A 17322-nucleotide genomic window follows, 5' to 3' on the forward strand; every position below is an offset into this window, starting at 1 on the left:
ATGAGCGAAAACACAGAAAAGAAGCTGCGCACGGTCGAAGGCCGCGTCGTCAGCAACAAGATGGACAAGACCGTGACGGTGCTCGTCGAGCGTCAGGTCAAGCACGCGCTGTACGGCAAGTACATCCGTCGCTCGACCAAGCTGCACGCCCACGACGCCGACAACTCCTGCAACGAGGGCGATATGGTCCGCGTGGTGGAGATCGCGCCGATGTCCAAGACCAAGAACTGGCGCGTGGTCGAAGTCGTCACGCGTGCGGCCGAATAACTGAGGAGCGCCGACCATGATCCAGATGCAAAGCCACCTCGACGTGGCCGACAACTCCGGCGCCAAGGAAGTGATGTGCATCAAGGTGCTCGGTGGCTCCAAGCGCCGGTACGCCCACATCGGCGACATCATCAAGGTGTCGATCAAGGACGCCATCCCGCGCGGCAAGGTCAAGAAGGGCGAGGTCTACAACGCCGTGGTCGTGCGCACCCGCAAGGGCGTGCGTCGTCCGGACGGTTCGCTGATCCGCTTCGACGGCAACGCCGCGGTGCTGTTGAACAACAAGCACGAACCGATCGGCACCCGCATCTTCGGGCCCGTGACCCGCGAGCTGCGTTCCGAGAAGTTCATGAAGATCGTCTCGCTCGCACCCGAAGTGCTTTGAGGATTCATAGGGTGGGCCTCGGCCCACCAGGCAATGGTGGGCCAAGGCTCACCCTATAGAGACCGACGTTATGAACAGAATCAAGAAGGGCGACCAGGTCATCGTGGTCGCCGGCAAGGACAAGGGCAAGAAGGGCGACGTGGTGCGCGTGCTCGGCGACAAGGTTGTCGTGTCGAACATCAACGTCATCAAGCGCCATACCAAGCCCAACCCCCAGGCCAACCAGCCTGGCGGCGTGATCGAGCGCGAGGCGCCGATCCACGTGTCCAACGTGATGCCGTTCAACCCTGCCTCCGGCAAGGGCGAGCGCATCGGTACCAAGGTGCTGGAGGATGGACGCCGTATCCGGGTGTTCCGCTCCAGCGGTGAGGCGATCGACGCCTGAGGAATGCAGAAATGACACGTCTGGAAAAGTTCTACAAGGATGAAGTGGTACCGAAGCTGATGAAGCAGTTCGGCTACACCAATCCGATGCAGGTGCCGAAGGTGGACAAGATCACGCTCAACATGGGTGTGGGCGAGGCCGCGGCCAACAAGAAGATCCTCGAGAATGCGACCGCCGACATGGCGAAGATCGCCGGCCAGAAGCCGCAGATCACCAAGTCGCGCGTCTCGGTGGCATCGTTCAAGATCCGCGACGGCTGGCCGATCGGCTGCAAGGTGACCCTGCGGCGCAACCGGATGTACGAGTTCCTCGACCGTCTGGTCAACGTCTCGCTGCCGCGCGTGCGCGACTTCCGCGGCGTTTCGGCGCGTTCGTTCGACGGCCGCGGCAACTACAACATGGGCGTGAAGGAACAGATCATCTTCCCGGAGATCGACTACGACCAGGTCGACGCGATCCGCGGCATGGATATCGCCATCACCACCACCGCGAAGACGAATGCGGAAGCCAAGGCGCTGCTCGAGGCGTTCCGGTTCCCGTTCCGCAATTGAAAGCCGTGATTCGGGATTGTGATTGGTGATTCGCAAAGGCAACAGCCGCCGCGATCCCGCTCCTCCCAATCACGAATCACAAATCACGAATCACGAGGATTTACACATGGCTAAGACCTCCATGGTCAACCGCGAGATCAAGCGGGCCAAGCTGGTGAAGAAGCACGCCGCCAAGCGCGACGCGCTGAAGAAGATCATCAGCAGCGAGTCGGCGAGCTACGAGGAGAAGATGGACGCCGCGGTCAAGCTGCAGAAGCTGCCGCGCGACTCCTCCCCGGCGCGCCAGACCACGCGCTGCGCCCTGACCGGCCGTCCGCGCGCCGTGTACAGCAAGTTCGGCCTGGGCCGCAACAAGCTGCGCGAGGCCACCATGCGCGGCGACGTCCCGGGACTGCGCAAGGCCTCGTGGTAAAAACGCGGTGATTCGTGAAACGTGATTCGTGATTCGCAAAAGCGACGTTGCTCCTTCGAATCACCAATCACGAATCACCAATCACTGCTCCACAACGAATTCGCAATCCCGCGGATATCGGTGCACTCAAAGGTAACAATCAATGAGCATGACTGATCCCATCGCCGACATGCTGGTCCGCATTCGAAATGCGGCCGCCGTCGGCAAGCCGTCGGTGAAGATGCCGTCGTCCAAGACCAAGACGGCGATCGCCAAGGTGCTGAAGGACGAAGGCTACATCGGCGAGTGGCGCGTGACCGAGAACGGCGCAAAAGCCGAGCTCGAGATCGAGCTGAAGTACTACGAAGGCCGCCCGGTGATCGAGAACCTCAAGCGCGTTTCGCGCTCGGGTCTGCGCCAGTACCGCGGCAAGGACGAGCTGCCCAAGGTCCTGAACGGCCTCGGCATCGCCATCATTTCCACCTCCAAGGGCATCATGACCGACACGCAGGCGCGCCAGCAGGGCGTCGGCGGTGAAGTCCTGTGCTTCGTGGCCTAAGGGAGAACGCCCCAATGTCTCGCGTCGCCAAGAAGCCGATTGCCCTGCCCAAGGGCGTCGAACTGAACATCCAGGCCGATATGGTCAGCGTCAAGGGCGCGAAGGGCACGCTTTCGATCGCGCGTCCGCCAGGCGTCGACATCAAGCTCGAGGACGGCACCGCGGTGCTGGCTCCTTCCGATCCGTCGCACATGGCCATCACCGGGACCCTGCGCGCGATCCTCGCCAACATGGTCAAGGGCGTGTCGGAAGGCTTCGAGCGCAAGCTCGAGCTGGTCGGCGTCGGCTATCGTGCCTCGATGCAGGGCAAGGACCTGAACCTGTCGCTCGGCTTTTCGCATCCGGTGGTGTTCACCGTGCCGGAGGGCATCAGCATCGTCACGCCGACCCAGACCGAGATCGTGGTCAGCGGCGCCGACAAGCAGCGCGTCGGCCAGGTCGCAGCCAAGATCCGCGGCTACCGTCCGCCGGAGCCCTACAAGGGCAAGGGTGTGAAATATGCCGGCGAAAACATCATCCGCAAAGAGGCCAAGAAGGCGTAGTTCGTCGATCCGCCTCGGAGAAAGACCATGGAAAAGAAGATCGCCCGCCTGCGCCGCGCCAAGTCGACCCGCGCGCGCATCCGCGAAGTCGGCACGCCGCGCCTGTCGGTGCTGCGGACCGGGCAGCACGTCTACGCGCAGCTGTTCAGCGCGGACGGCTCCAAGGTGCTGGCTTCGGCCAGCACCACCCAGGCCGACGTGCGCGACGGCCTGAAGAGCAACAAGAACATCGAGGCCGCCGCCAAGGTCGGCCGCGCCATCGCCGAGAAGGCCAAGGCGGCCGGCGTCGAGAAGGTCGCCTTCGACCGTTCGGGCTACCGCTACCACGGCCGGATCAAGGCGTTGGCCGAGGCCGCACGCGAGGGCGGGCTGCAGTTCTGAACATGGGCGGGTCTCGGCCCGCCACTCCGGTTCGAGAGGAAGCTGCCGTCCTTGGCGTACCATTGGCGGCTTCGGAGCGTCCGGCCGGCCCTCCATGGCCGGGCGTTCGCCAAGGCGGCGCCGCAGTGCCGCGCCGGGCGCGCCTTGCCTCACCCCTGCCGATGCGGGCTGCATCGGGCGCAACGACGATTTGTCCGTCGCTGCGAAACACCCGCACTACACCACAACGATAAGCGGCTACGCCGCAAATTTCCTCAACTACCGAGATATGGCAATGGCAGAACAACGTGACTCCCGGGGGCGCAATCGCGACCGCGAGGAGATGGACGACGGCATGGTCGAAAAGCTGATCGCGGTCAACCGCGTCAGCAAGACCGTCAAGGGCGGCCGCCAGTTCACCTTCACCGCGCTGACGGTGGTGGGCGACGGCAACGGCAAGGTCGGCTTCGGCTACGGCAAGGCGCGCGAAGTGCCGGTCGCGATCCAGAAGTCGATGGAGTACGCCCGCAAGAACATGAGCAGCGTCGAGCTCAACGGCGGCACCCTGTGGCACACGGTCAAGGCCGGCCATGGCGCCGCGCGCGTATTCATGCAGCCCGCGTCCGAGGGCACCGGCGTGATCGCCGGCGGCGCCATGCGCGCCGTGCTCGAGGCGGTCGGCGTGAAGGACGTGCTGGCCAAGGCGGTCGGTTCGCGCAATCCCATCAACCTGGTCCGTGCCACGGTCCGGGGCCTGGAGGGGATGCATTCGCCGGGCAAGATCGCGGCCAAGCGCGGCAAGAAGGTGGAGGACGTTCTCCATGGCTAAGCAGGAATCCGGCGGCGGCACCGTCAAGGTGCGCCTGGTCAAGGGCTTGCGCGGAACCCAGGCGCGTCATCGCCTGTCCGTAAAGGCGCTGGGCCTCAACAAGCTCAACGATGTCCGCGAACTGAAGGACAGCCCGCAGGTGCGCGGCCTGATCAACAAGGTCCACTACCTGGTTCGGGTCGAGGAGTAACGAACATGCGTATGAATACACTCAAGCCGGCCGACGGCGCCCGCGAAGACCGCAAGCGCGTCGGTCGCGGCATCGGCTCCGGCCTCGGCAAGACCGCCGGCCGCGGCCACAAGGGTTCGTTCGCGCGCTCGGGCAAGGGCAAGATCAAGGCCGGCTTCGAAGGCGGTCAGATGCCCATGCACATGCGGCTGCCGAAGGTCGGCTTCCGCTCGAAGCTGAAGAACGACACCGCCGAAGTGATGCTCTACAACCTGGACAGGCTGGAGGGCGAGATCGATCTCGCCGCGTTGCGCGCCGCGAAGCTGGTGCCGCGCACCGCCAAGCGCGCCAAGATCGTCAAGAAGGGCGAGATCTCGAAGGCGCTCGTGCTCAAGGGCGTGCTGGCCACGGCCGGCGCACGCGCGGCGATCGAGGCCGCCGGCGGCAAGGTCGAGGGCGAGCCGGCGTAAGCCTGGCGCGGCACCGCCGCGCCGGCGAACGCCCGGCCACGGATGGACGGGCGGAACGGCCCGAAGCCGGTGAAGTCGCGCCATGGATGGCAGCCATTGTTTTTCGAGTGAAGGATTTTCGAGCGTGCAGATAGATCGTCACATCGGAGCATCGAATGTCACGCAGCGGTAGCGCAATGGGCGGCGTGGGCGCGGGCCTGGGCAAATTCACCGAGCTGCGCCAGCGACTGCTGTTCGTGCTCGGTGCGCTGCTGGTCTACCGCATCGGCTGCTTCATCCCGGTTCCGGGCGTCAATCCGGAGGCGATGCTGCGGCTGATGGAGCAGCAGCAGGGCACGATCGTGGACATGTTCAACATGTTCTCGGGCGGCGCCCTGGAGCGCTTCAGCCTGTTCGCGCTGAACGTGATCCCGTACATCTCGGCTTCGATCGTCATGCAGCTGATGGTGCAGATCGTGCCGAGCCTGAAGGCGATCCAGAAGGAGGGCGAATCCGGACGGCGCAAGATCACCCAGTGGTCGCGCATCGGCGCCATCCCGCTGGCGATCTTCCAGTCGGCCGGCATCGCCGTCGCGCTGCAGGGCTCGGGCGCCAGCAACGGCATCCAGGTGGTGTACGCGCCGGGCATGGGCTTCGTGCTGACCGCGATCGTCGCGCTGACCGCCGGCACCATGTTCCTGGTCTGGCTCGGCGAGCAGGTGACCGAGCGCGGCGTCGGCAACGGCGTGTCGCTGATCATCTTCGCCGGCATCGTCTCCGGACTGCCGAGCGCGATCTTCAGCACCCTGGAGCAGGCACGCAACGGCGACATCAGCCCGATCGCAGTGATCATGATCGGCGTCATCGTGCTGGCCTTCATCTTCTTCGTGGTGTTCGTCGAGCGCGGGCAGCGCCGGATCACGGTCAATTACGCGCGGCGCCAGGGCGGCCGCAATGCGTACATGAACCAGACCTCGTTCCTGCCGCTGAAGCTCAACATGGCGGGCGTGATCCCGGCGATCTTCGCCTCGTCGATCATCATGTTCCCGGCCACTGTCTCGACCTGGTTCGGCCAGGCCGGTTCGGCCCTGTGGCTGCAGCGGGCGGCGCAGGCGCTGTCGCCGGGCGAGCCCCTGTACATCCTGCTCTACGGCGGATTGATCGCCGGCTTCGCGTTCTTCTACACGGCGCTGGTGTTCAACAGCCAGGAGACGGCGGACAATCTGAAGAAGTCGGGCGCCCTGATCCCGGGCATCCGGCCGGGCAAGGCGACCGCAGACTATGTCGACAGCGTGCTGACGCGGCTGACGGCGGCGGGCGCCACCTACCTGGTGATCGTCTGCCTGCTGCCCGAGTTCATGCGCGCCGAACTGGGCGCCTCGTTCTACTTCGGCGGCACCTCGCTGCTGATCGTGGTGATCGTGGTGATGGACTTCATCGCGCAGATCCAGGCGCACCTGATGTCGCACCAGTACGAGAGCCTGCTCAAGAAGGCCAACCTGAAGGGGGGAGCGCGGGCGCGCTAGCGCGGCACCGCCGCGCTAGCGCGCGAGCGCCCGGCCATGGATGGCCGGGCAGGTCCCTCCGGAGCCAATGCAGTTCCGCCATGGATGGCAAGAACACCGGCTCTTGTGGGGGTGAACCCCGACAGGGGCGCGCTAGCGCGGCACTGCCGCGCAGCCCCGGTGAACGCCCGGCCAAGGATGGCCGGGCCGGACCACCCGCAAGCCGGTACGGTTGCGCCATGGATGGCAGCTCGAATATCGATCGCCGCCCCTGACCCAATGTCCGGAGCGGCGGTTGCAGCACAACAACCCGTCCCTGACGACAGCGCAGGGCGGGAAGATGGGCGACCTGTGCGGCGGTCTCGCGCGCAGGTGGGCCGTCGCCGGTCCTCCGCTCGAGTGGCGGAGGTGGCCGGAACCGGGATTCCCCGGTTCCGGTACAGCGGCGGCCCGTCGCCGGAGCACGGGCACACTCCCCGTGCCGGAGTCCCTGGTGGCCAAAGGCCGTCCGGGGGCTTCCTGAAAACCCGAGACCCTGCTACAATTTCGTGTTCACTCCGCCGGATTCCAGTGATCCGGCCGCCAAACCAGTTGGAGATCGCCTCATGGCGCGTATCGCGGGCGTCAACCTGCCTGCCCAGAAGCATGTCTGGGTCGGGCTGCAAAGCATCTACGGCATCGGCCGTACCCGTTCCAAGCAGGTCTGCCAAGCGGCCGGCGTCGAGGTATCGACCCGGATCGTCGACCTGTCCGAGCCGGAAGTCGAGCGCCTGCGCGCCGAGGTCGGCAAGCTGGTGGTCGAGGGCGATCTGCGTCGCGAGGTCGGCATGTCGATCAAGCGCCTGATGGACCTGGGTAGCTACCGAGGCCTGCGCCACCGCCGCGGCCTGCCGCTGCGCGGCCAGCGCACCCGCACCAACGCGCGCACCCGCAAGGGCCCACGCAAGCCGATCAGGAAGTAAGGGGACAACGCCATGGCCAAGCCGGCTGCCAAAACCAAGAAGAAGATCAAGCGCGTCGTCACCGACGGCATCGCCCACGTCCACGCTTCGTTCAACAACACCATCATCACGATCACCGATCGCCAGGGCAACGCGCTGTCGTGGGCGACCTCCGGCGGCGCGGGCTTCCGCGGCTCCCGCAAGTCGACCCCGTTCGCGGCGCAGGTCGCCGCCGAGAAGGCCGGCAAGGTCGCGCTCGACTACGGCGTGAAGTCGCTGGAAGTGCGGATCAAGGGCCCGGGCCCGGGCCGCGAGTCGGCGGTGCGTTCGTTGAACAACGTCGGCTACAAGATCACCAACATCATCGACGTGACGCCGATCCCGCACAACGGGTGCCGGCCTCCCAAAAAGCGTCGCGTCTGAGGAGCTGAGAAGATATGGCTCGTTATATCGGTCCCACCTGTAAGCTCGCCCGCCGCGAAGGCGCCGACCTGTCGCTGAAGAGCCCGACGCGCGCGTTGGATTCCAAGTGCAAGCTGGAGCAGAAGCCCGGCCAGCACGGCGCCGGCACCGGCGCCCGCCGCAGCAAGCTGTCCGACTACGCCACCCAGCTGCGCGAGAAGCAGAAGGTCAAGCGCATCTACGGTCTGCTCGAGCGCCAGTTCCGCAACTACTACAAGAAGGCCTCGACCAAGAAGGGCAACACCGGCGAGAACCTGCTGCAGTTGCTGGAAACCCGCCTCGACAACGTCGTCTATCGCATGGGCTTCGCGGTGACCCGCCCGGCCGCGCGCCAGCTGGTCTCGCACCGTGGCGTCACCGTCAACGGCAAGCCGGTCAACCTGCCGTCCTATCAGGTCCAGGCCGGCGACGCGATCGCCCTGTCCGAGCGTGCGCAGAAGCAGATGCGCGTGCAGGAAGCGCTGGACGTGTCTGCGCAGATGGACCTGTCGCCGGGCTGGGTCGAGGTCGACGCCAAGAAGTTCGCCGGCGTGTTCAAGTCGGTGCCGGATCGCGGTGATTTGCCGTCCGACATCAACGAAGCGCTGATCGTCGAGCTGTATTCGAAGTAAGGCCGGAAGGGCGCCCGCAGCCGGTCTGCCGGCCCCGATCGCGTCCTTTCGCAACCCCCGCCAGCGCGCGCAATCGCGCGCTGGGCTCCCCCGGTTCCAAGGGGGCTCCAAACGCGCCACGGCCTCGCGCCCCCACGCGACGGCATTTGAGGAGAAGCCAAGAAAATGACGGTTACTGCCAACCAGGTCCTGCGCCCGCGCGCTCCGCAGATCGAGCGTCTCGCCGGCAATCGCGCCAAGGTCGTGATCGAGCCCCTGGAGCGTGGCTACGGGCATACGCTCGGCAACGCGCTGCGCCGCGTGCTGCTGTCGTCGATTCCGGGCTTCGCGATCACCGAGGTCGAGATCGACGGCGTGCTGCATGAGTACAGCGCCCTCGAGGGCCTGCAGGAAGACGTGCTCGAAGTCCTGTTGAACCTGAAGGACGTCGCCATCCGCATGGGCACCGGCGAGTCCTCGACCCTGTCGCTGGCCAAGTCCGGCCCGGGCACGGTCACCGCGGCGGACATCAAGACCGACCACAACGTCGAGATCCTCAACGGTGACCACGTGATCTGCACCCTCACCAAGGATGCGTCGGTCAACATGCGCCTGAAGATCGAGCGCGGCTTCGGCTATCAGCCGGCCGCCGCGCGCCGGCGTCCGGACGAGGAGACCCGCGCCATCGGCCGGTTGATGCTGGACGCATCGTTCTCGCCGGTGCGCCGCGTCGCCTACGAGGTCGAGGCCGCCCGCGTCGAGCAGCGCACCGACCTCGACAAGCTGGTCCTGGACATCGAGACCAACGGCACGATCGACGCCGAGGAAGCCGTGCGCACCGCCGCCGACATCCTTACCGACCAGCTGTCGGTGTTCGGCGACTTCACCAACCGCGACCGCGGCGCCGCCAAGCAGCAGACCGCTGGCGTGGATCCGCTGCTGCTGCGTCCGATCGACGATCTCGAGCTGACCGTGCGCTCGGCCAACTGCCTCAAGGCCGAGAGCATCTACTACATCGGCGACCTGATCCAGAAGACCGAGGTCGAGCTGCTCAAGACCCCGAATCTCGGCAAGAAGTCGCTGACCGAGATCAAGGAAGTGCTTGCCCAGCGCGGCCTGTCGCTCGGCATGAAGCTGGAGAACTGGCCGCCGGCCGGTGTCTCCCAGCACGGCATGCTTGGGTGAGTGACCGCACTTAGCCGATGCCCTATCGGCATCGGCTGCGGTCGCGAACGCCCGGCCATGGATGGCCGGGCAGGACGATCCGAAGCCAGTTTCGCTCCGCCATGGATGGCAGGCATAGAATTCGAGAGGCGCGCGTTGGGCGTCGCCATCCGAGACAAATTCAGGAATCACGACCATGCGCCACCAGAAAGCCGGACGCAAATTCAACCGCACCAGCGCCCATCGCGAAGCGATGTTCCGCAACATGGCGGCGTCCCTGTTCAAGCACGAGATGATCCGCACCACGCTGCCGAAAGCCAAGGAGCTGCGCCGCGTTGCCGAACCGCTGATCACCATCAGCAAGAACGATGGCGTCGCCAACCGGCGGCTGGCGTTCGCCCGGCTGCGCGACAAGGAAGCGGTCGGCAAGCTGTTCGTCGAGCTGGGGCCGCGCTACCGCGCACGTCCGGGCGGCTATCTGCGCATCCTCAAGTGCGGTTTCCGCGATGGCGACAACGCGCCGATGGCGTACGTCGAGCTGGTGGATCGTCCGCAGGCGACCGCCGACGCCGAGTAAGCCAGACACATTCGTTCTTGCAGAACCCCGGCCTTCGCGTCGGGGTTTTTGCTATCTTGCGCCGATGCAACCCAATCCCTTCCGCTGGTCCTTCCGCGGGCAACTCCTGGCCGGTGCCGCGATCTGCGCGGCGCTGATCGGCTTCGCGATCTTCTCGCAGTTGCAGTGGGGGCTGGAGCCGTGCCCGTTGTGCATCTTCCAGCGCATCGCATTCGCCGCGCTCGGTATCGTGCTGTTGCTCGGCGCGCTGCATGCGCCGCGAGGCAGGGCGGGCCGGGGCGCATACGGCGTGCTCGGATTCGCAGCGGCTGCGGTCGGGATCGGGATCGCCGGGCGCCATACCTGGATCCAGCTGTTCCCGCCGGAGATCCCGGCGTGCGGACCGCCGCTGGATTTCCTGCGCGAGACCATGTCGACCACGAGCCTGATCCGCAAGGTGCTGACCGGCACCGGCGATTGCGGCAACGTCGACTGGACCTTCCTGGGCCTGTCGATGCCGGCCTGGAGCCTGGTCTGGTTCGTCCTGCTCGGCGGATGGGCGCTGTACGCCGGCTTCCGTCGCCGCGCCTGAACCGCGCCAGGGACGGTTGCAGACGAAATTGACGCAGTGCAGCAGTCTGGCATGATGATCGGCCAAGCCTGGATCCGAACATGTCCCCGTCCGAACGCAACCTCCGTGCCGCGACCCTGCCCGCCGACTGGCGGCCGGACAGTTGGCGCGCGCGTCCGGCGCTGCAGTTGCCGACCTATCCCGATGCCGCCGTGCTGGCGCAGGTGCAGCAGGAACTGCAGGCGCTGCCGCCGCTGGTGACGTCGTGGGAAATCCTGACCCTGAAGCAGCAGCTCGCCGAGGCGCAGGAAGGGCGGCGTTTCCTGCTGCAGGGCGGCGATTGCGCGGAGAACTTCAGCGACTGCAGTTCGGAGCTGATCTCCAACCGGCTCAAGGTGCTGCTGCAGATGAGCCTGGTGCTGGTGCACGGCCTGCGCCTGCCGGTGGTGCGGGTGGGGCGCTTCGCCGGGCAGTACGCCAAGCCGCGCTCCGCCGATACCGAGACCCGCGACGGCGTGACCCTGCCCAGCTACCGCGGCGACATGGTCAATGCGCCCGAGTTCACTCCCGAGGCACGGATCCCGGATCCGCGGCGCATGATCAAGGCGCACGCGCGTTCGGCGATGACCATGAACTTCACCCGGTCGCTGATCGACGGCGGCTTCGCCGACCTGCACCACCCCGAGTACTGGAATCTCGGCTGGGTCGGGCACTCGCCGCTGGCGGCCGAGTACCACCGCATGGTTGCCAGCATCGGCGATGCGGTGCGCTTCATGGAGACGCTGTCCGGTACCGAGGTCTACAACCTCAACCGGGTCGACTTCTACACCTCGCACGAGGCATTGCTGCTGCCGTACGAGGAAGCGCAGACGCGGCAGGTGCCGCGGCAGTGGGGCTGGTTCAACCTCAGTACGCACTTTCCGTGGATCGGCATGCGCACGGCGGCGCTGGACGGCGCCCATACCGAATACTTCCGCGGCATCCGCAACCCGATCGCGGTCAAGATCGGTCCGTCGGTGACCCCCGACCAGCTGCTGCGCCTGATCGACGTGCTCAACCCGGACGACGAGCCCGGCCGGCTCGGGCTCATCCATCGCATGGGCGCGACCCAGATCGCCGATCGGCTGCCGGCGCTGCTGGAGGCGGTGAAGCGGGAAGGCCGCCGCGTGCTGTGGATCTGCGATCCGATGCACGGCAATACCGAGGCGACCAGCAACGGCTACAAGACCCGCCGCTTCGACAAGATCCACAGCGAGGTGGAGCAGGCGTTCGACCTGCATGCCGCGGCGGGCACCCGCCTGGGCGGCGTGCATCTCGAGTTGACCGGGGAGGACGTCACCGAGTGCACCGGCGGCGCCCGCGATCTCACCGATCTCGACCTGACCCGCGCCTACCGCACCACCGTCGATCCGCGCCTGAACTACGAGCAGGCGCTGGAGATCGCGATGTCGATCGTGCACAAGCAGAACCAGATCGCCGCGCCCGCGGCGCGCTAGTCGTCCGCCGCCGACGGCACGGTGGCCAGGAAGCCGGGCGGCCGGCGCGCCCGGGTCGCGCGTTCGAAGGCATAGGCGAGTTCGATCAGCCGTGGCTCGCTCCAGGCCGGGCCCAGGAAGGTGATCCCGAGCGGCAGGCCATGGCTGTCGCCCATCGGGACGGTGATGCTCGGGGTACCGGCGACGGCGGCGACGCCGTAGCCGGCGCCGCCGAAGTGATCGCCGTTGAGCGGGTCGATCGGCCAGGCCGGGCCGGTGGTCGGCGCCACCAGCGCATCCAGGCGCTGCGCGCGCAGCGTCGCATCGAGACCCTCGTCGCGCGAGAGGCGGCGCGCGCGTTCGCGCGCCCGCAGGTAGGCCGGATCGTCGAGCCCGTCCTTGGCTTCCGCCCGCTCGAACAGCTCCTGCCCGAACCAGGGCATTTCCGCCGCGGCCTGCTCGCGGTTGAAGGCGATCAGCGCCGACAGCGTCCGCACCGGCGCCCTGCGCGAGCCGAGATAGCGTTCGAGCCCATCCTTGAACTCGTACAGCAGCACCTCGAGCTCGTCGTCGCCCCAGTCGCCGGCGGTGGCGATCCGGGCGTCCGTCACGATGGCGCCGGCCGCCTGCAGGGCATTCACCGCGCGCGCGAAGGCGGCGTCCACGTCGGCCTGGTCGGCGACGCCGTGATTTCGAAGCACGCCGATGCGCGCGCCGTGCAGGCCGTCGGCGCGCAGGTGCGGGCCGTAGTCCGCGCGCGCATGTGCGGCGGCGCCGGCGGTCGCGGCGTCGGCCGCGTCGGGGCCTGCCATCGCCGCCAGCAGCGCCGCCGCGTCGGCGACATTGCGCGCCATCGGGCCGGCGGTGTCCTGGCTCACCGAGATCGGGATGATGCCGTCACGGCTCACCAGGCCCACCGTTGGCTTGATTCCGACCAGGCCGTTGACCGCCGCCGGGCACAGGATGCTGCCGTCGGTCTCGGTGCCGACGCCGACCGCGGCGAGGCTGGCGGCGATCGCGGCGCCGGTCCCCGCGCTGGAGCCGCAGGGACTGCGGTCGAGCACGTACGGATTGCGGGTCTGCCCGCCGCGCGCGCTCCAGCCGGAGGTGGAGCGGCTGGAGCGGAAGTTCGCCCATTCGCTGAGATTGGTTTTGCCCAGGATCACCGCGCCGGCTGCGCGCAGCCGGCGCACCAGGAAGGCGTCGCGCCCCGGGCGGTGTTCCGCCAGCGCCAGCGAACCGGCGGAATTGACCATCGGCGTGGCGTCGATATTGTCCTTGAGCAGGACCGGGATGCCGTGCAGCGGGCCGCGCACCTGCCCTGCGGCGCGTTCGGCATCGCGCGCCGCCGCCTCGTCCAGCGCTTCGGGATTGAGTTCGATCACCGCGCGCAGCGTGGGGCCGGCATCGTCGATGGCAGCGATGCGCTCCAGGTAGGCCCGGGTCAGCGTGCGGCTGTCGAGCTCGCTCTTCGCCATGCGCGCCTGCAGTTCGGCGATGTCGAGTTCGGCGAAGGCGAAATCCGCCGTGGCGTGTGCCGTCGTGGCGGGCGCACTCGTCGCATCCGCAGCCACCGGGCTCGGCTGCCGCTCGCAACCGGCGGCGAGCACGCAGCCCAGCAGCAGCCAGGCAACCGGGGACGGCGCGCGTGTCGGGAGCTGGCGCATGGGCGGTGTTCCGTGGGTCCGGTCGGCAGCATGGCGTGCGGCACGGATTCCCGCAAACGCCCGAGCGCCATGCAACGTCGGGCCTCAGGCGAGCGGGTCACCAGGCGGCGCCGCGTCCTGCAAAGGCCACCAATGCGGGGTGTCGTAGCCGCCGGGCACGGTATGCGCGACTGCGATGCGTCCCAGGCAGGTCGCGAACGGCAGCGGTGGCAGGCTGCCGGGGCCGGTGTCGAGCGAAGCCGGCAACGTCGCCGCGCGTTGTTCCGGATAGGCCAGGGTGACATGCGGGGCGGCGGCCCTGCGCTCCGGCGCCTCGCCGCATGCCCTGGCCACCGCTTCGATATCAGTGAACAGGCGATCCAGTATCGGATCCGGCGCCGGGCGCGCGACCAGCACGCGCGGCCAGGTTTCGATCCGGTCGAAGACGACCTCGATGCGCCGGGTGCGGGAGGCGATGTCGGCGAGCATGGCGTAGAGCGGTCCCGGATCGGGCGGCAGCCCGCCGTGAAGGAAGCGCAACGTCATGTGCAACTGGCGCCGATTGCGCCACTTGAGGCGCCCGGCCGGCGGCAGCCGGTCGGCGATTGACGCGCACAGCGCCGCCAGCGCGTCGAGCGCATCCTCGTCCGGCATCCAGGCGACGAAGATGCTCATGGTGCGGACCTCAGGCGGCGCGGCTCGCGCGCTTGCGGTCGATCTCGGTGCGCTGCTTCTTGCGCAGGCGGATCTGCTTGGGCGTGACTTCGACCAGTTCGTCGTCGTCGATGAACTCCAGCGCCTGCTCCAGCGACAGCTTGACCGGCGGGATCAGGCCTTCGTCCTGGTCCTTGCCCGAGGCGCGGAAGTTGGTCAGCTGCTTGCCACGCAGGGCGTTGACGGTGAGGTCGTTGTCCTTGGAATTGATGCCGACGATCTGGCCCTCGTAGATCTCCTCGCCCGGCTCGATGAACAGCCGCCCGCGCTCCTGCATCGCGATCTGCGCATAGGCCGGCGACGGGCCGGTGCCGTTGGAGATCAGCACGCCGTTGATGCGCTGGCCGATCTCGCCCTCGGCGCGCGGGCCGTAGTGATCGAACACGTGGAATAGCAGGCCGGTGCCGGCGGTCAGGGTGCGGAATTCGGTCTGGAAGCCGATCAGTCCGCGCGCCGGGATGATGAACTCCAGGCGCACGCGGCCCTTGCCGTCCGGCTCCATGTTCTGCAGCTGCGCCTTGCGCTCGCCCAGGCGGCCCATCACGCCGCCCTGGAACTGTTCTTCCATGTCGACGACCAGCTGCTCGTAGGGCTCCTGCTTGACGCCGTCGACCTCGCGCACGATCACCTCCGGGCGCGACACCGCCAGCTCGTAGCCTTCGCGGCGCATGGTCTCGATCAGGATCGACAGGTGCAGCTCACCGCGGCCGGAGACCTTGAACTTGTCGGCGTCGCTGGTGTCCTCGACCTTCAGCGCGACGTTGTGCTGGGTCTCGCGGGTCAGGCGGTCGCGCAGCTGGCGGCTGGTGAGGAACTTGCCGCCGCTGCGGTCCTTGACCCCGGCGAACGGCGAGTCGTTGACCTGGAAGGTCATCGAGATGGTCGGCTCGTCGACGGTCAACACCGGCAGCTGCTCGACCGCGTTCGGCGCGCACAGCGTGTCGGAGATGCCGAGGCCCTCGATGCCGCTGAAGGCGATGATGTCGCCGGCCTGCGCCTGCGGCACTTCCACGCGCTCCAGGCCCATGAAGCCGAGCACCTGCAGCACCTTGGCGTTGCGGGTCTTGCCCTCGCGGTCGACCACCGTGACCTGCTGGTTGGTCTTGATCGTGCCGCGCTGGATGCGGCCGATGCCGATGATGCCGACGTAGCTGTTGTAGTCCAGCGAGGTCACGCGCATCTGGAACGGGCCGTCCGGATCGACCGGCGGCGGCGAGACGTGCTGGCAGATCGCCTCGAACAGCGGCGTCATGTCGCCCTCGCGCACGTCCTCGCTCAGCCCGGCGTAGCCCTGCAGGCCGGAGGCGTAGACGGTGTGGAAGTCGAGCTGGTCGTCGTTGGCGCCGAGGCGATCGAACAGGTCGAAGGTCTGGTCCAGCACCCAGCTCGGACGCGCGCCGGGACGGTCGACCTTGTTGACCACCACGATCGGCTTGAAGCCCATCGCGAAGGCCTTCTGGGTGACGAAGCGCGTCTGCGGCATCGGTCCGTCCATGGCGTCGACCAGGATCAGCACCGAGTCGACCATCGACAGCACGCGCTCGACCTCGCCGCCGAAGTCGGCATGGCCCGGGGTGTCGACGATGTTGATGCGCCAGGTCTCGCCCTGCGGGTCGGTCCAGCGGATCGCGGTGTTCTTGGACAGGATCGTGATGCCACGCTCCTTTTCCAGGTCGTTGCTGTCCATCACCCGGTCGGGGACGACGGCGCGCTCGTTCAGGGTGCCGGACTGCTTGAGCAGCTGGTCAACCAGGGTGGTCTTGCCGTGGTCGACGTGGGCGACGATGGCGATATTGCGCAGACGTTCAATGGACATGGGTGCAGACATGGGCGAGGCGCGCCGGTGCGGTGATGCAGGGCGCGGGAAGGGTAGTGGAGGAAGCCGGGTATTATAGCGTGTTGCGCTGCCGCAATCCGTCTCCCGGTTGAATCCGGGTAGTTGGCCCGCATCTGATCACCTAACTTCCCCTGAGGATCACCCATGTCCCTGAACGTCGTCTTCGATACCGACCGTGGCCAGATCAAGGCCGAGCTGTATGCCGACAAGGCGCCGCTGACCGTGGCCAACTTCGTCAATCTGGCCCGGCGCGGCTTTTACGACGGCCTCGGCTTCCACCGGGTCATCCCCGACTTCATGATCCAGGGGGGCTGCCCGGAAGGCTCCGGCCGCGGCGGGCCGGGCTACAAGTTCGAGGACGAGACGGATAATGGGGTCAAGCACGAGCGTGGGGTGCTGTCGATGGCCAACGCCGGCCCGGACACCAACGGCAGCCAGTTCTTCATCACCCACATCAAGACCGACTGGCTGGACGGCAAGCACACCGTGTTCGGCAAGGTCACCGAGGGCCTGGACGTGGTCGATGCGGTGAAGCAGGGCGACGGGATCCGTTCGGTGAAGATCGAGGGCGATGTCGACGCGGCACTGGCGGCGAAGGCCGATCGCGTGGCCGAGTGGAACAAAATCTTGGCGGCTTGAGCCCAAGTCGCACTTAAAGCTCAAGAGCGCCTTCGGTTTGCCGCGCGGGGCGTGAGCCGCACCGCGGGGATTGCTCCGCCCTTCGGTCCGGCCATCCATGGCCGGACTCAGGGCCGCTGCACCGTGCCGCTACGCGGCCCGGTCCGGCCCGGCGCAGCGCGCCGGGCGTTCGCCAAGACTGCGCGGCAGTGCAGCGCAAGCAGTCCTGGCTCACCCATGTGCAGCTCTCCGCAATCCCCGCGGCACGTCTCCCGCTCCAGCCATCGTCGGCTTCGGTGGAAGGGCTTTCGAGCATCCGATAGCGAATTGCCGGTGCGGCGTCCGGGCCGGGGTAT

23 protein-coding genes are annotated in these 17322 nt (G+C 67.2%); 20 read left to right on the forward strand and 3 right to left on the reverse strand.

What is annotated here, in order from left to right; genetic code table 11:
- From rpsQ to FXO19_RS15515, 19 genes are all read left to right on the forward strand, one after another.
- Positions 1 to 267 (forward strand): 30S ribosomal protein S17, encoded by a 267-nt coding sequence (gene rpsQ / locus FXO19_RS15425; RefSeq protein WP_149196000.1) that lies wholly within the window; start codon positions 1 to 3, stop codon positions 265 to 267.
- Positions 268 to 283: 16 nt separating this feature from the next.
- Positions 284 to 652 (forward strand): 50S ribosomal protein L14, encoded by a 369-nt coding sequence (gene rplN, locus FXO19_RS15430; protein ID WP_149196001.1) that lies wholly within the window; start codon positions 284 to 286, stop codon positions 650 to 652.
- A 70-nt stretch (positions 653 to 722) separates the two neighbouring features.
- The gene (gene rplX / locus FXO19_RS15435; protein WP_149196002.1) at positions 723 to 1037 is read left to right on the forward strand and encodes a 50S ribosomal protein L24; all 315 of its coding nucleotides are present in this window, start codon (positions 723 to 725) and stop codon (positions 1035 to 1037) included.
- 11 nt (positions 1038 to 1048) lie between these two features.
- Positions 1049 to 1588, forward strand: coding sequence for a 50S ribosomal protein L5 (gene rplE, locus FXO19_RS15440; RefSeq protein ID WP_149196003.1), 540 nt, complete (start codon positions 1049 to 1051; stop codon positions 1586 to 1588).
- A gap of 106 nt (positions 1589 to 1694) precedes the next feature.
- Positions 1695 to 2000, forward strand: coding sequence for a 30S ribosomal protein S14 (rpsN, locus tag FXO19_RS15445; protein WP_149196004.1), 306 nt, complete (start codon positions 1695 to 1697; stop codon positions 1998 to 2000).
- 142 nt (positions 2001 to 2142) lie between these two features.
- Positions 2143 to 2538: a 30S ribosomal protein S8 gene (gene rpsH / locus FXO19_RS15450; RefSeq protein WP_149196005.1), complete on the forward strand. Its 396-nt coding sequence runs from the start codon at positions 2143 to 2145 to the stop codon at positions 2536 to 2538.
- Positions 2539 to 2552: 14 nt separating this feature from the next.
- Complete coding sequence (rplF, locus tag FXO19_RS15455; RefSeq protein WP_149196006.1) at positions 2553 to 3080, forward strand: 50S ribosomal protein L6; 528 nt, start codon at positions 2553 to 2555, stop codon at positions 3078 to 3080.
- Positions 3081 to 3107: 27 nt separating this feature from the next.
- The gene (rplR, locus tag FXO19_RS15460; protein ID WP_149196007.1) at positions 3108 to 3461 is read left to right on the forward strand and encodes a 50S ribosomal protein L18; all 354 of its coding nucleotides are present in this window, start codon (positions 3108 to 3110) and stop codon (positions 3459 to 3461) included.
- A 274-nt stretch (positions 3462 to 3735) separates the two neighbouring features.
- On the forward strand, positions 3736 to 4269 hold the full coding sequence (gene rpsE, locus FXO19_RS15465; RefSeq protein WP_149196032.1) for a 30S ribosomal protein S5: 534 nt from the start codon (positions 3736 to 3738) through the stop codon (positions 4267 to 4269).
- A complete protein-coding gene (rpmD, locus tag FXO19_RS15470; RefSeq protein WP_149196008.1) occupies positions 4262 to 4459 on the forward strand; it encodes a 50S ribosomal protein L30 in 198 nt (65 codons plus the stop codon). Before rpsE ends, rpmD begins: the two co-directional genes overlap by 8 nt.
- A gap of 5 nt (positions 4460 to 4464) precedes the next feature.
- Complete coding sequence (gene rplO, locus FXO19_RS15475) at positions 4465 to 4908, forward strand: 50S ribosomal protein L15 (RefSeq protein ID WP_149196009.1); 444 nt, start codon at positions 4465 to 4467, stop codon at positions 4906 to 4908.
- Positions 4909 to 5084: 176 nt separating this feature from the next.
- On the forward strand, positions 5085 to 6413 hold the full coding sequence (gene secY, locus FXO19_RS15480; protein WP_425481488.1) for a preprotein translocase subunit SecY: 1329 nt from the start codon (positions 5085 to 5087) through the stop codon (positions 6411 to 6413).
- Positions 6414 to 6997: 584 nt separating this feature from the next.
- Positions 6998 to 7354, forward strand: a complete 357-nt coding sequence (gene rpsM / locus FXO19_RS15485; protein WP_149196011.1) for a 30S ribosomal protein S13 — start codon at positions 6998 to 7000, stop codon at positions 7352 to 7354.
- A 12-nt stretch (positions 7355 to 7366) separates the two neighbouring features.
- A complete protein-coding gene (gene rpsK, locus FXO19_RS15490) occupies positions 7367 to 7756 on the forward strand; it encodes a 30S ribosomal protein S11 (protein WP_149196012.1) in 390 nt (129 codons plus the stop codon).
- Positions 7757 to 7770: 14 nt separating this feature from the next.
- A complete protein-coding gene (rpsD, locus tag FXO19_RS15495; RefSeq protein WP_149196013.1) occupies positions 7771 to 8406 on the forward strand; it encodes a 30S ribosomal protein S4 in 636 nt (211 codons plus the stop codon).
- Positions 8407 to 8571: 165 nt separating this feature from the next.
- Positions 8572 to 9570: a DNA-directed RNA polymerase subunit alpha gene (locus tag FXO19_RS15500; RefSeq protein ID WP_149196014.1), complete on the forward strand. Its 999-nt coding sequence runs from the start codon at positions 8572 to 8574 to the stop codon at positions 9568 to 9570.
- Between the two features lie 175 nt (positions 9571 to 9745).
- Positions 9746 to 10126: a 50S ribosomal protein L17 gene (gene rplQ, locus FXO19_RS15505; protein WP_149196015.1), complete on the forward strand. Its 381-nt coding sequence runs from the start codon at positions 9746 to 9748 to the stop codon at positions 10124 to 10126.
- Between the two features lie 64 nt (positions 10127 to 10190).
- Entirely contained in the window at positions 10191 to 10697 is a 507-nt protein-coding gene (locus FXO19_RS15510) for a disulfide bond formation protein B (protein WP_149196016.1), read from the forward strand.
- 80 nt (positions 10698 to 10777) lie between these two features.
- On the forward strand, positions 10778 to 12172 hold the full coding sequence (locus tag FXO19_RS15515) for a class II 3-deoxy-7-phosphoheptulonate synthase (protein WP_149196017.1): 1395 nt from the start codon (positions 10778 to 10780) through the stop codon (positions 12170 to 12172).
- On the opposite strand, the gene FXO19_RS15520 is transcribed toward FXO19_RS15515, so the two are convergent.
- The 3 genes from FXO19_RS15520 to typA form a co-directional block, all read right to left on the reverse strand.
- On the reverse strand, positions 12169 to 13773 hold the full coding sequence (locus tag FXO19_RS15520) for an amidase (protein ID WP_425481489.1): 1605 nt from the start codon (positions 13771 to 13773) through the stop codon (positions 12169 to 12171). The genes FXO19_RS15515 and FXO19_RS15520 overlap by 4 nt on opposite strands.
- Positions 13774 to 13902: 129 nt before the next feature.
- Positions 13903 to 14472 carry a 2'-5' RNA ligase family protein gene (locus tag FXO19_RS15525; RefSeq protein ID WP_149196019.1) on the reverse strand — a complete coding sequence of 190 codons (570 nt, stop codon included), beginning with the start codon at positions 14470 to 14472 and terminating at the stop codon, positions 13903 to 13905.
- Between the two features lie 10 nt (positions 14473 to 14482).
- Entirely contained in the window at positions 14483 to 16327 is a 1845-nt protein-coding gene (gene typA / locus FXO19_RS15530; RefSeq protein ID WP_149196020.1) for a translational GTPase TypA, read from the reverse strand.
- 165 nt (positions 16328 to 16492) lie between these two features.
- On the opposite strand from typA, the gene FXO19_RS15535 reads away from it, so the two are divergent.
- Positions 16493 to 16987, forward strand: coding sequence for a peptidylprolyl isomerase (locus FXO19_RS15535; RefSeq protein WP_149196021.1), 495 nt, complete (start codon positions 16493 to 16495; stop codon positions 16985 to 16987).
- The last annotated feature ends 335 nt before the right edge of the window (positions 16988 to 17322 follow it).

It is taken from the genome of Luteimonas suaedae (assembly GCF_008312895.1).
GTDB lineage: Bacteria > Pseudomonadota > Gammaproteobacteria > Xanthomonadales > Xanthomonadaceae > Luteimonas > Luteimonas suaedae.

Bases quoted from the DNA above. Each gene is read 5' to 3' on its own strand.
- rplE (WP_149196003.1), top strand. From the start codon at position 1,049: ATGACACGTCTGGAAAAGTTCTACAAGGATGAAGTGGTACCGAAGCTG.
- rpsN (WP_149196004.1), top strand. From the start codon at position 1,695: ATGGCTAAGACCTCCATGGTCAACCGCGAGATCAAGCGGGCCAAGCTG.
- secY (WP_425481488.1), top strand. From the start codon at position 5,085: ATGGGCGGCGTGGGCGCGGGCCTGGGCAAATTCACCGAGCTGCGCCAG.
- FXO19_RS15535 (WP_149196021.1), top strand. From the start codon at position 16,493: ATGTCCCTGAACGTCGTCTTCGATACCGACCGTGGCCAGATCAAGGCC.
- rpsM (WP_149196011.1), top strand. From the start codon at position 6,998: ATGGCGCGTATCGCGGGCGTCAACCTGCCTGCCCAGAAGCATGTCTGG.
- rpsE (WP_149196032.1), top strand. From the start codon at position 3,736: ATGGCAGAACAACGTGACTCCCGGGGGCGCAATCGCGACCGCGAGGAG.
- rpsH (WP_149196005.1), top strand. From the start codon at position 2,143: ATGAGCATGACTGATCCCATCGCCGACATGCTGGTCCGCATTCGAAAT.
- rpsQ (WP_149196000.1), top strand. From the start codon at position 1: ATGAGCGAAAACACAGAAAAGAAGCTGCGCACGGTCGAAGGCCGCGTC.
- rplX (WP_149196002.1), top strand. From the start codon at position 723: ATGAACAGAATCAAGAAGGGCGACCAGGTCATCGTGGTCGCCGGCAAG.
- rpsD (WP_149196013.1), top strand. From the start codon at position 7,771: ATGGCTCGTTATATCGGTCCCACCTGTAAGCTCGCCCGCCGCGAAGGC.
- FXO19_RS15525 (WP_149196019.1), bottom strand. From the start codon at position 14,472: ATGAGCATCTTCGTCGCCTGGATGCCGGACGAGGATGCGCTCGACGCG.
- rplN (WP_149196001.1), top strand. From the start codon at position 284: ATGATCCAGATGCAAAGCCACCTCGACGTGGCCGACAACTCCGGCGCC.
- rpmD (WP_149196008.1), top strand. From the start codon at position 4,262: ATGGCTAAGCAGGAATCCGGCGGCGGCACCGTCAAGGTGCGCCTGGTC.
- typA (WP_149196020.1), bottom strand. From the start codon at position 16,327: ATGTCCATTGAACGTCTGCGCAATATCGCCATCGTCGCCCACGTCGAC.
- rplR (WP_149196007.1), top strand. From the start codon at position 3,108: ATGGAAAAGAAGATCGCCCGCCTGCGCCGCGCCAAGTCGACCCGCGCG.
- rplQ (WP_149196015.1), top strand. From the start codon at position 9,746: ATGCGCCACCAGAAAGCCGGACGCAAATTCAACCGCACCAGCGCCCAT.
- FXO19_RS15510 (WP_149196016.1), top strand. From the start codon at position 10,191: ATGCAACCCAATCCCTTCCGCTGGTCCTTCCGCGGGCAACTCCTGGCC.
- FXO19_RS15500 (WP_149196014.1), top strand. From the start codon at position 8,572: ATGACGGTTACTGCCAACCAGGTCCTGCGCCCGCGCGCTCCGCAGATC.
- rpsK (WP_149196012.1), top strand. From the start codon at position 7,367: ATGGCCAAGCCGGCTGCCAAAACCAAGAAGAAGATCAAGCGCGTCGTC.
- rplO (WP_149196009.1), top strand. From the start codon at position 4,465: ATGCGTATGAATACACTCAAGCCGGCCGACGGCGCCCGCGAAGACCGC.
- FXO19_RS15515 (WP_149196017.1), top strand. From the start codon at position 10,778: ATGTCCCCGTCCGAACGCAACCTCCGTGCCGCGACCCTGCCCGCCGAC.
- rplF (WP_149196006.1), top strand. From the start codon at position 2,553: ATGTCTCGCGTCGCCAAGAAGCCGATTGCCCTGCCCAAGGGCGTCGAA.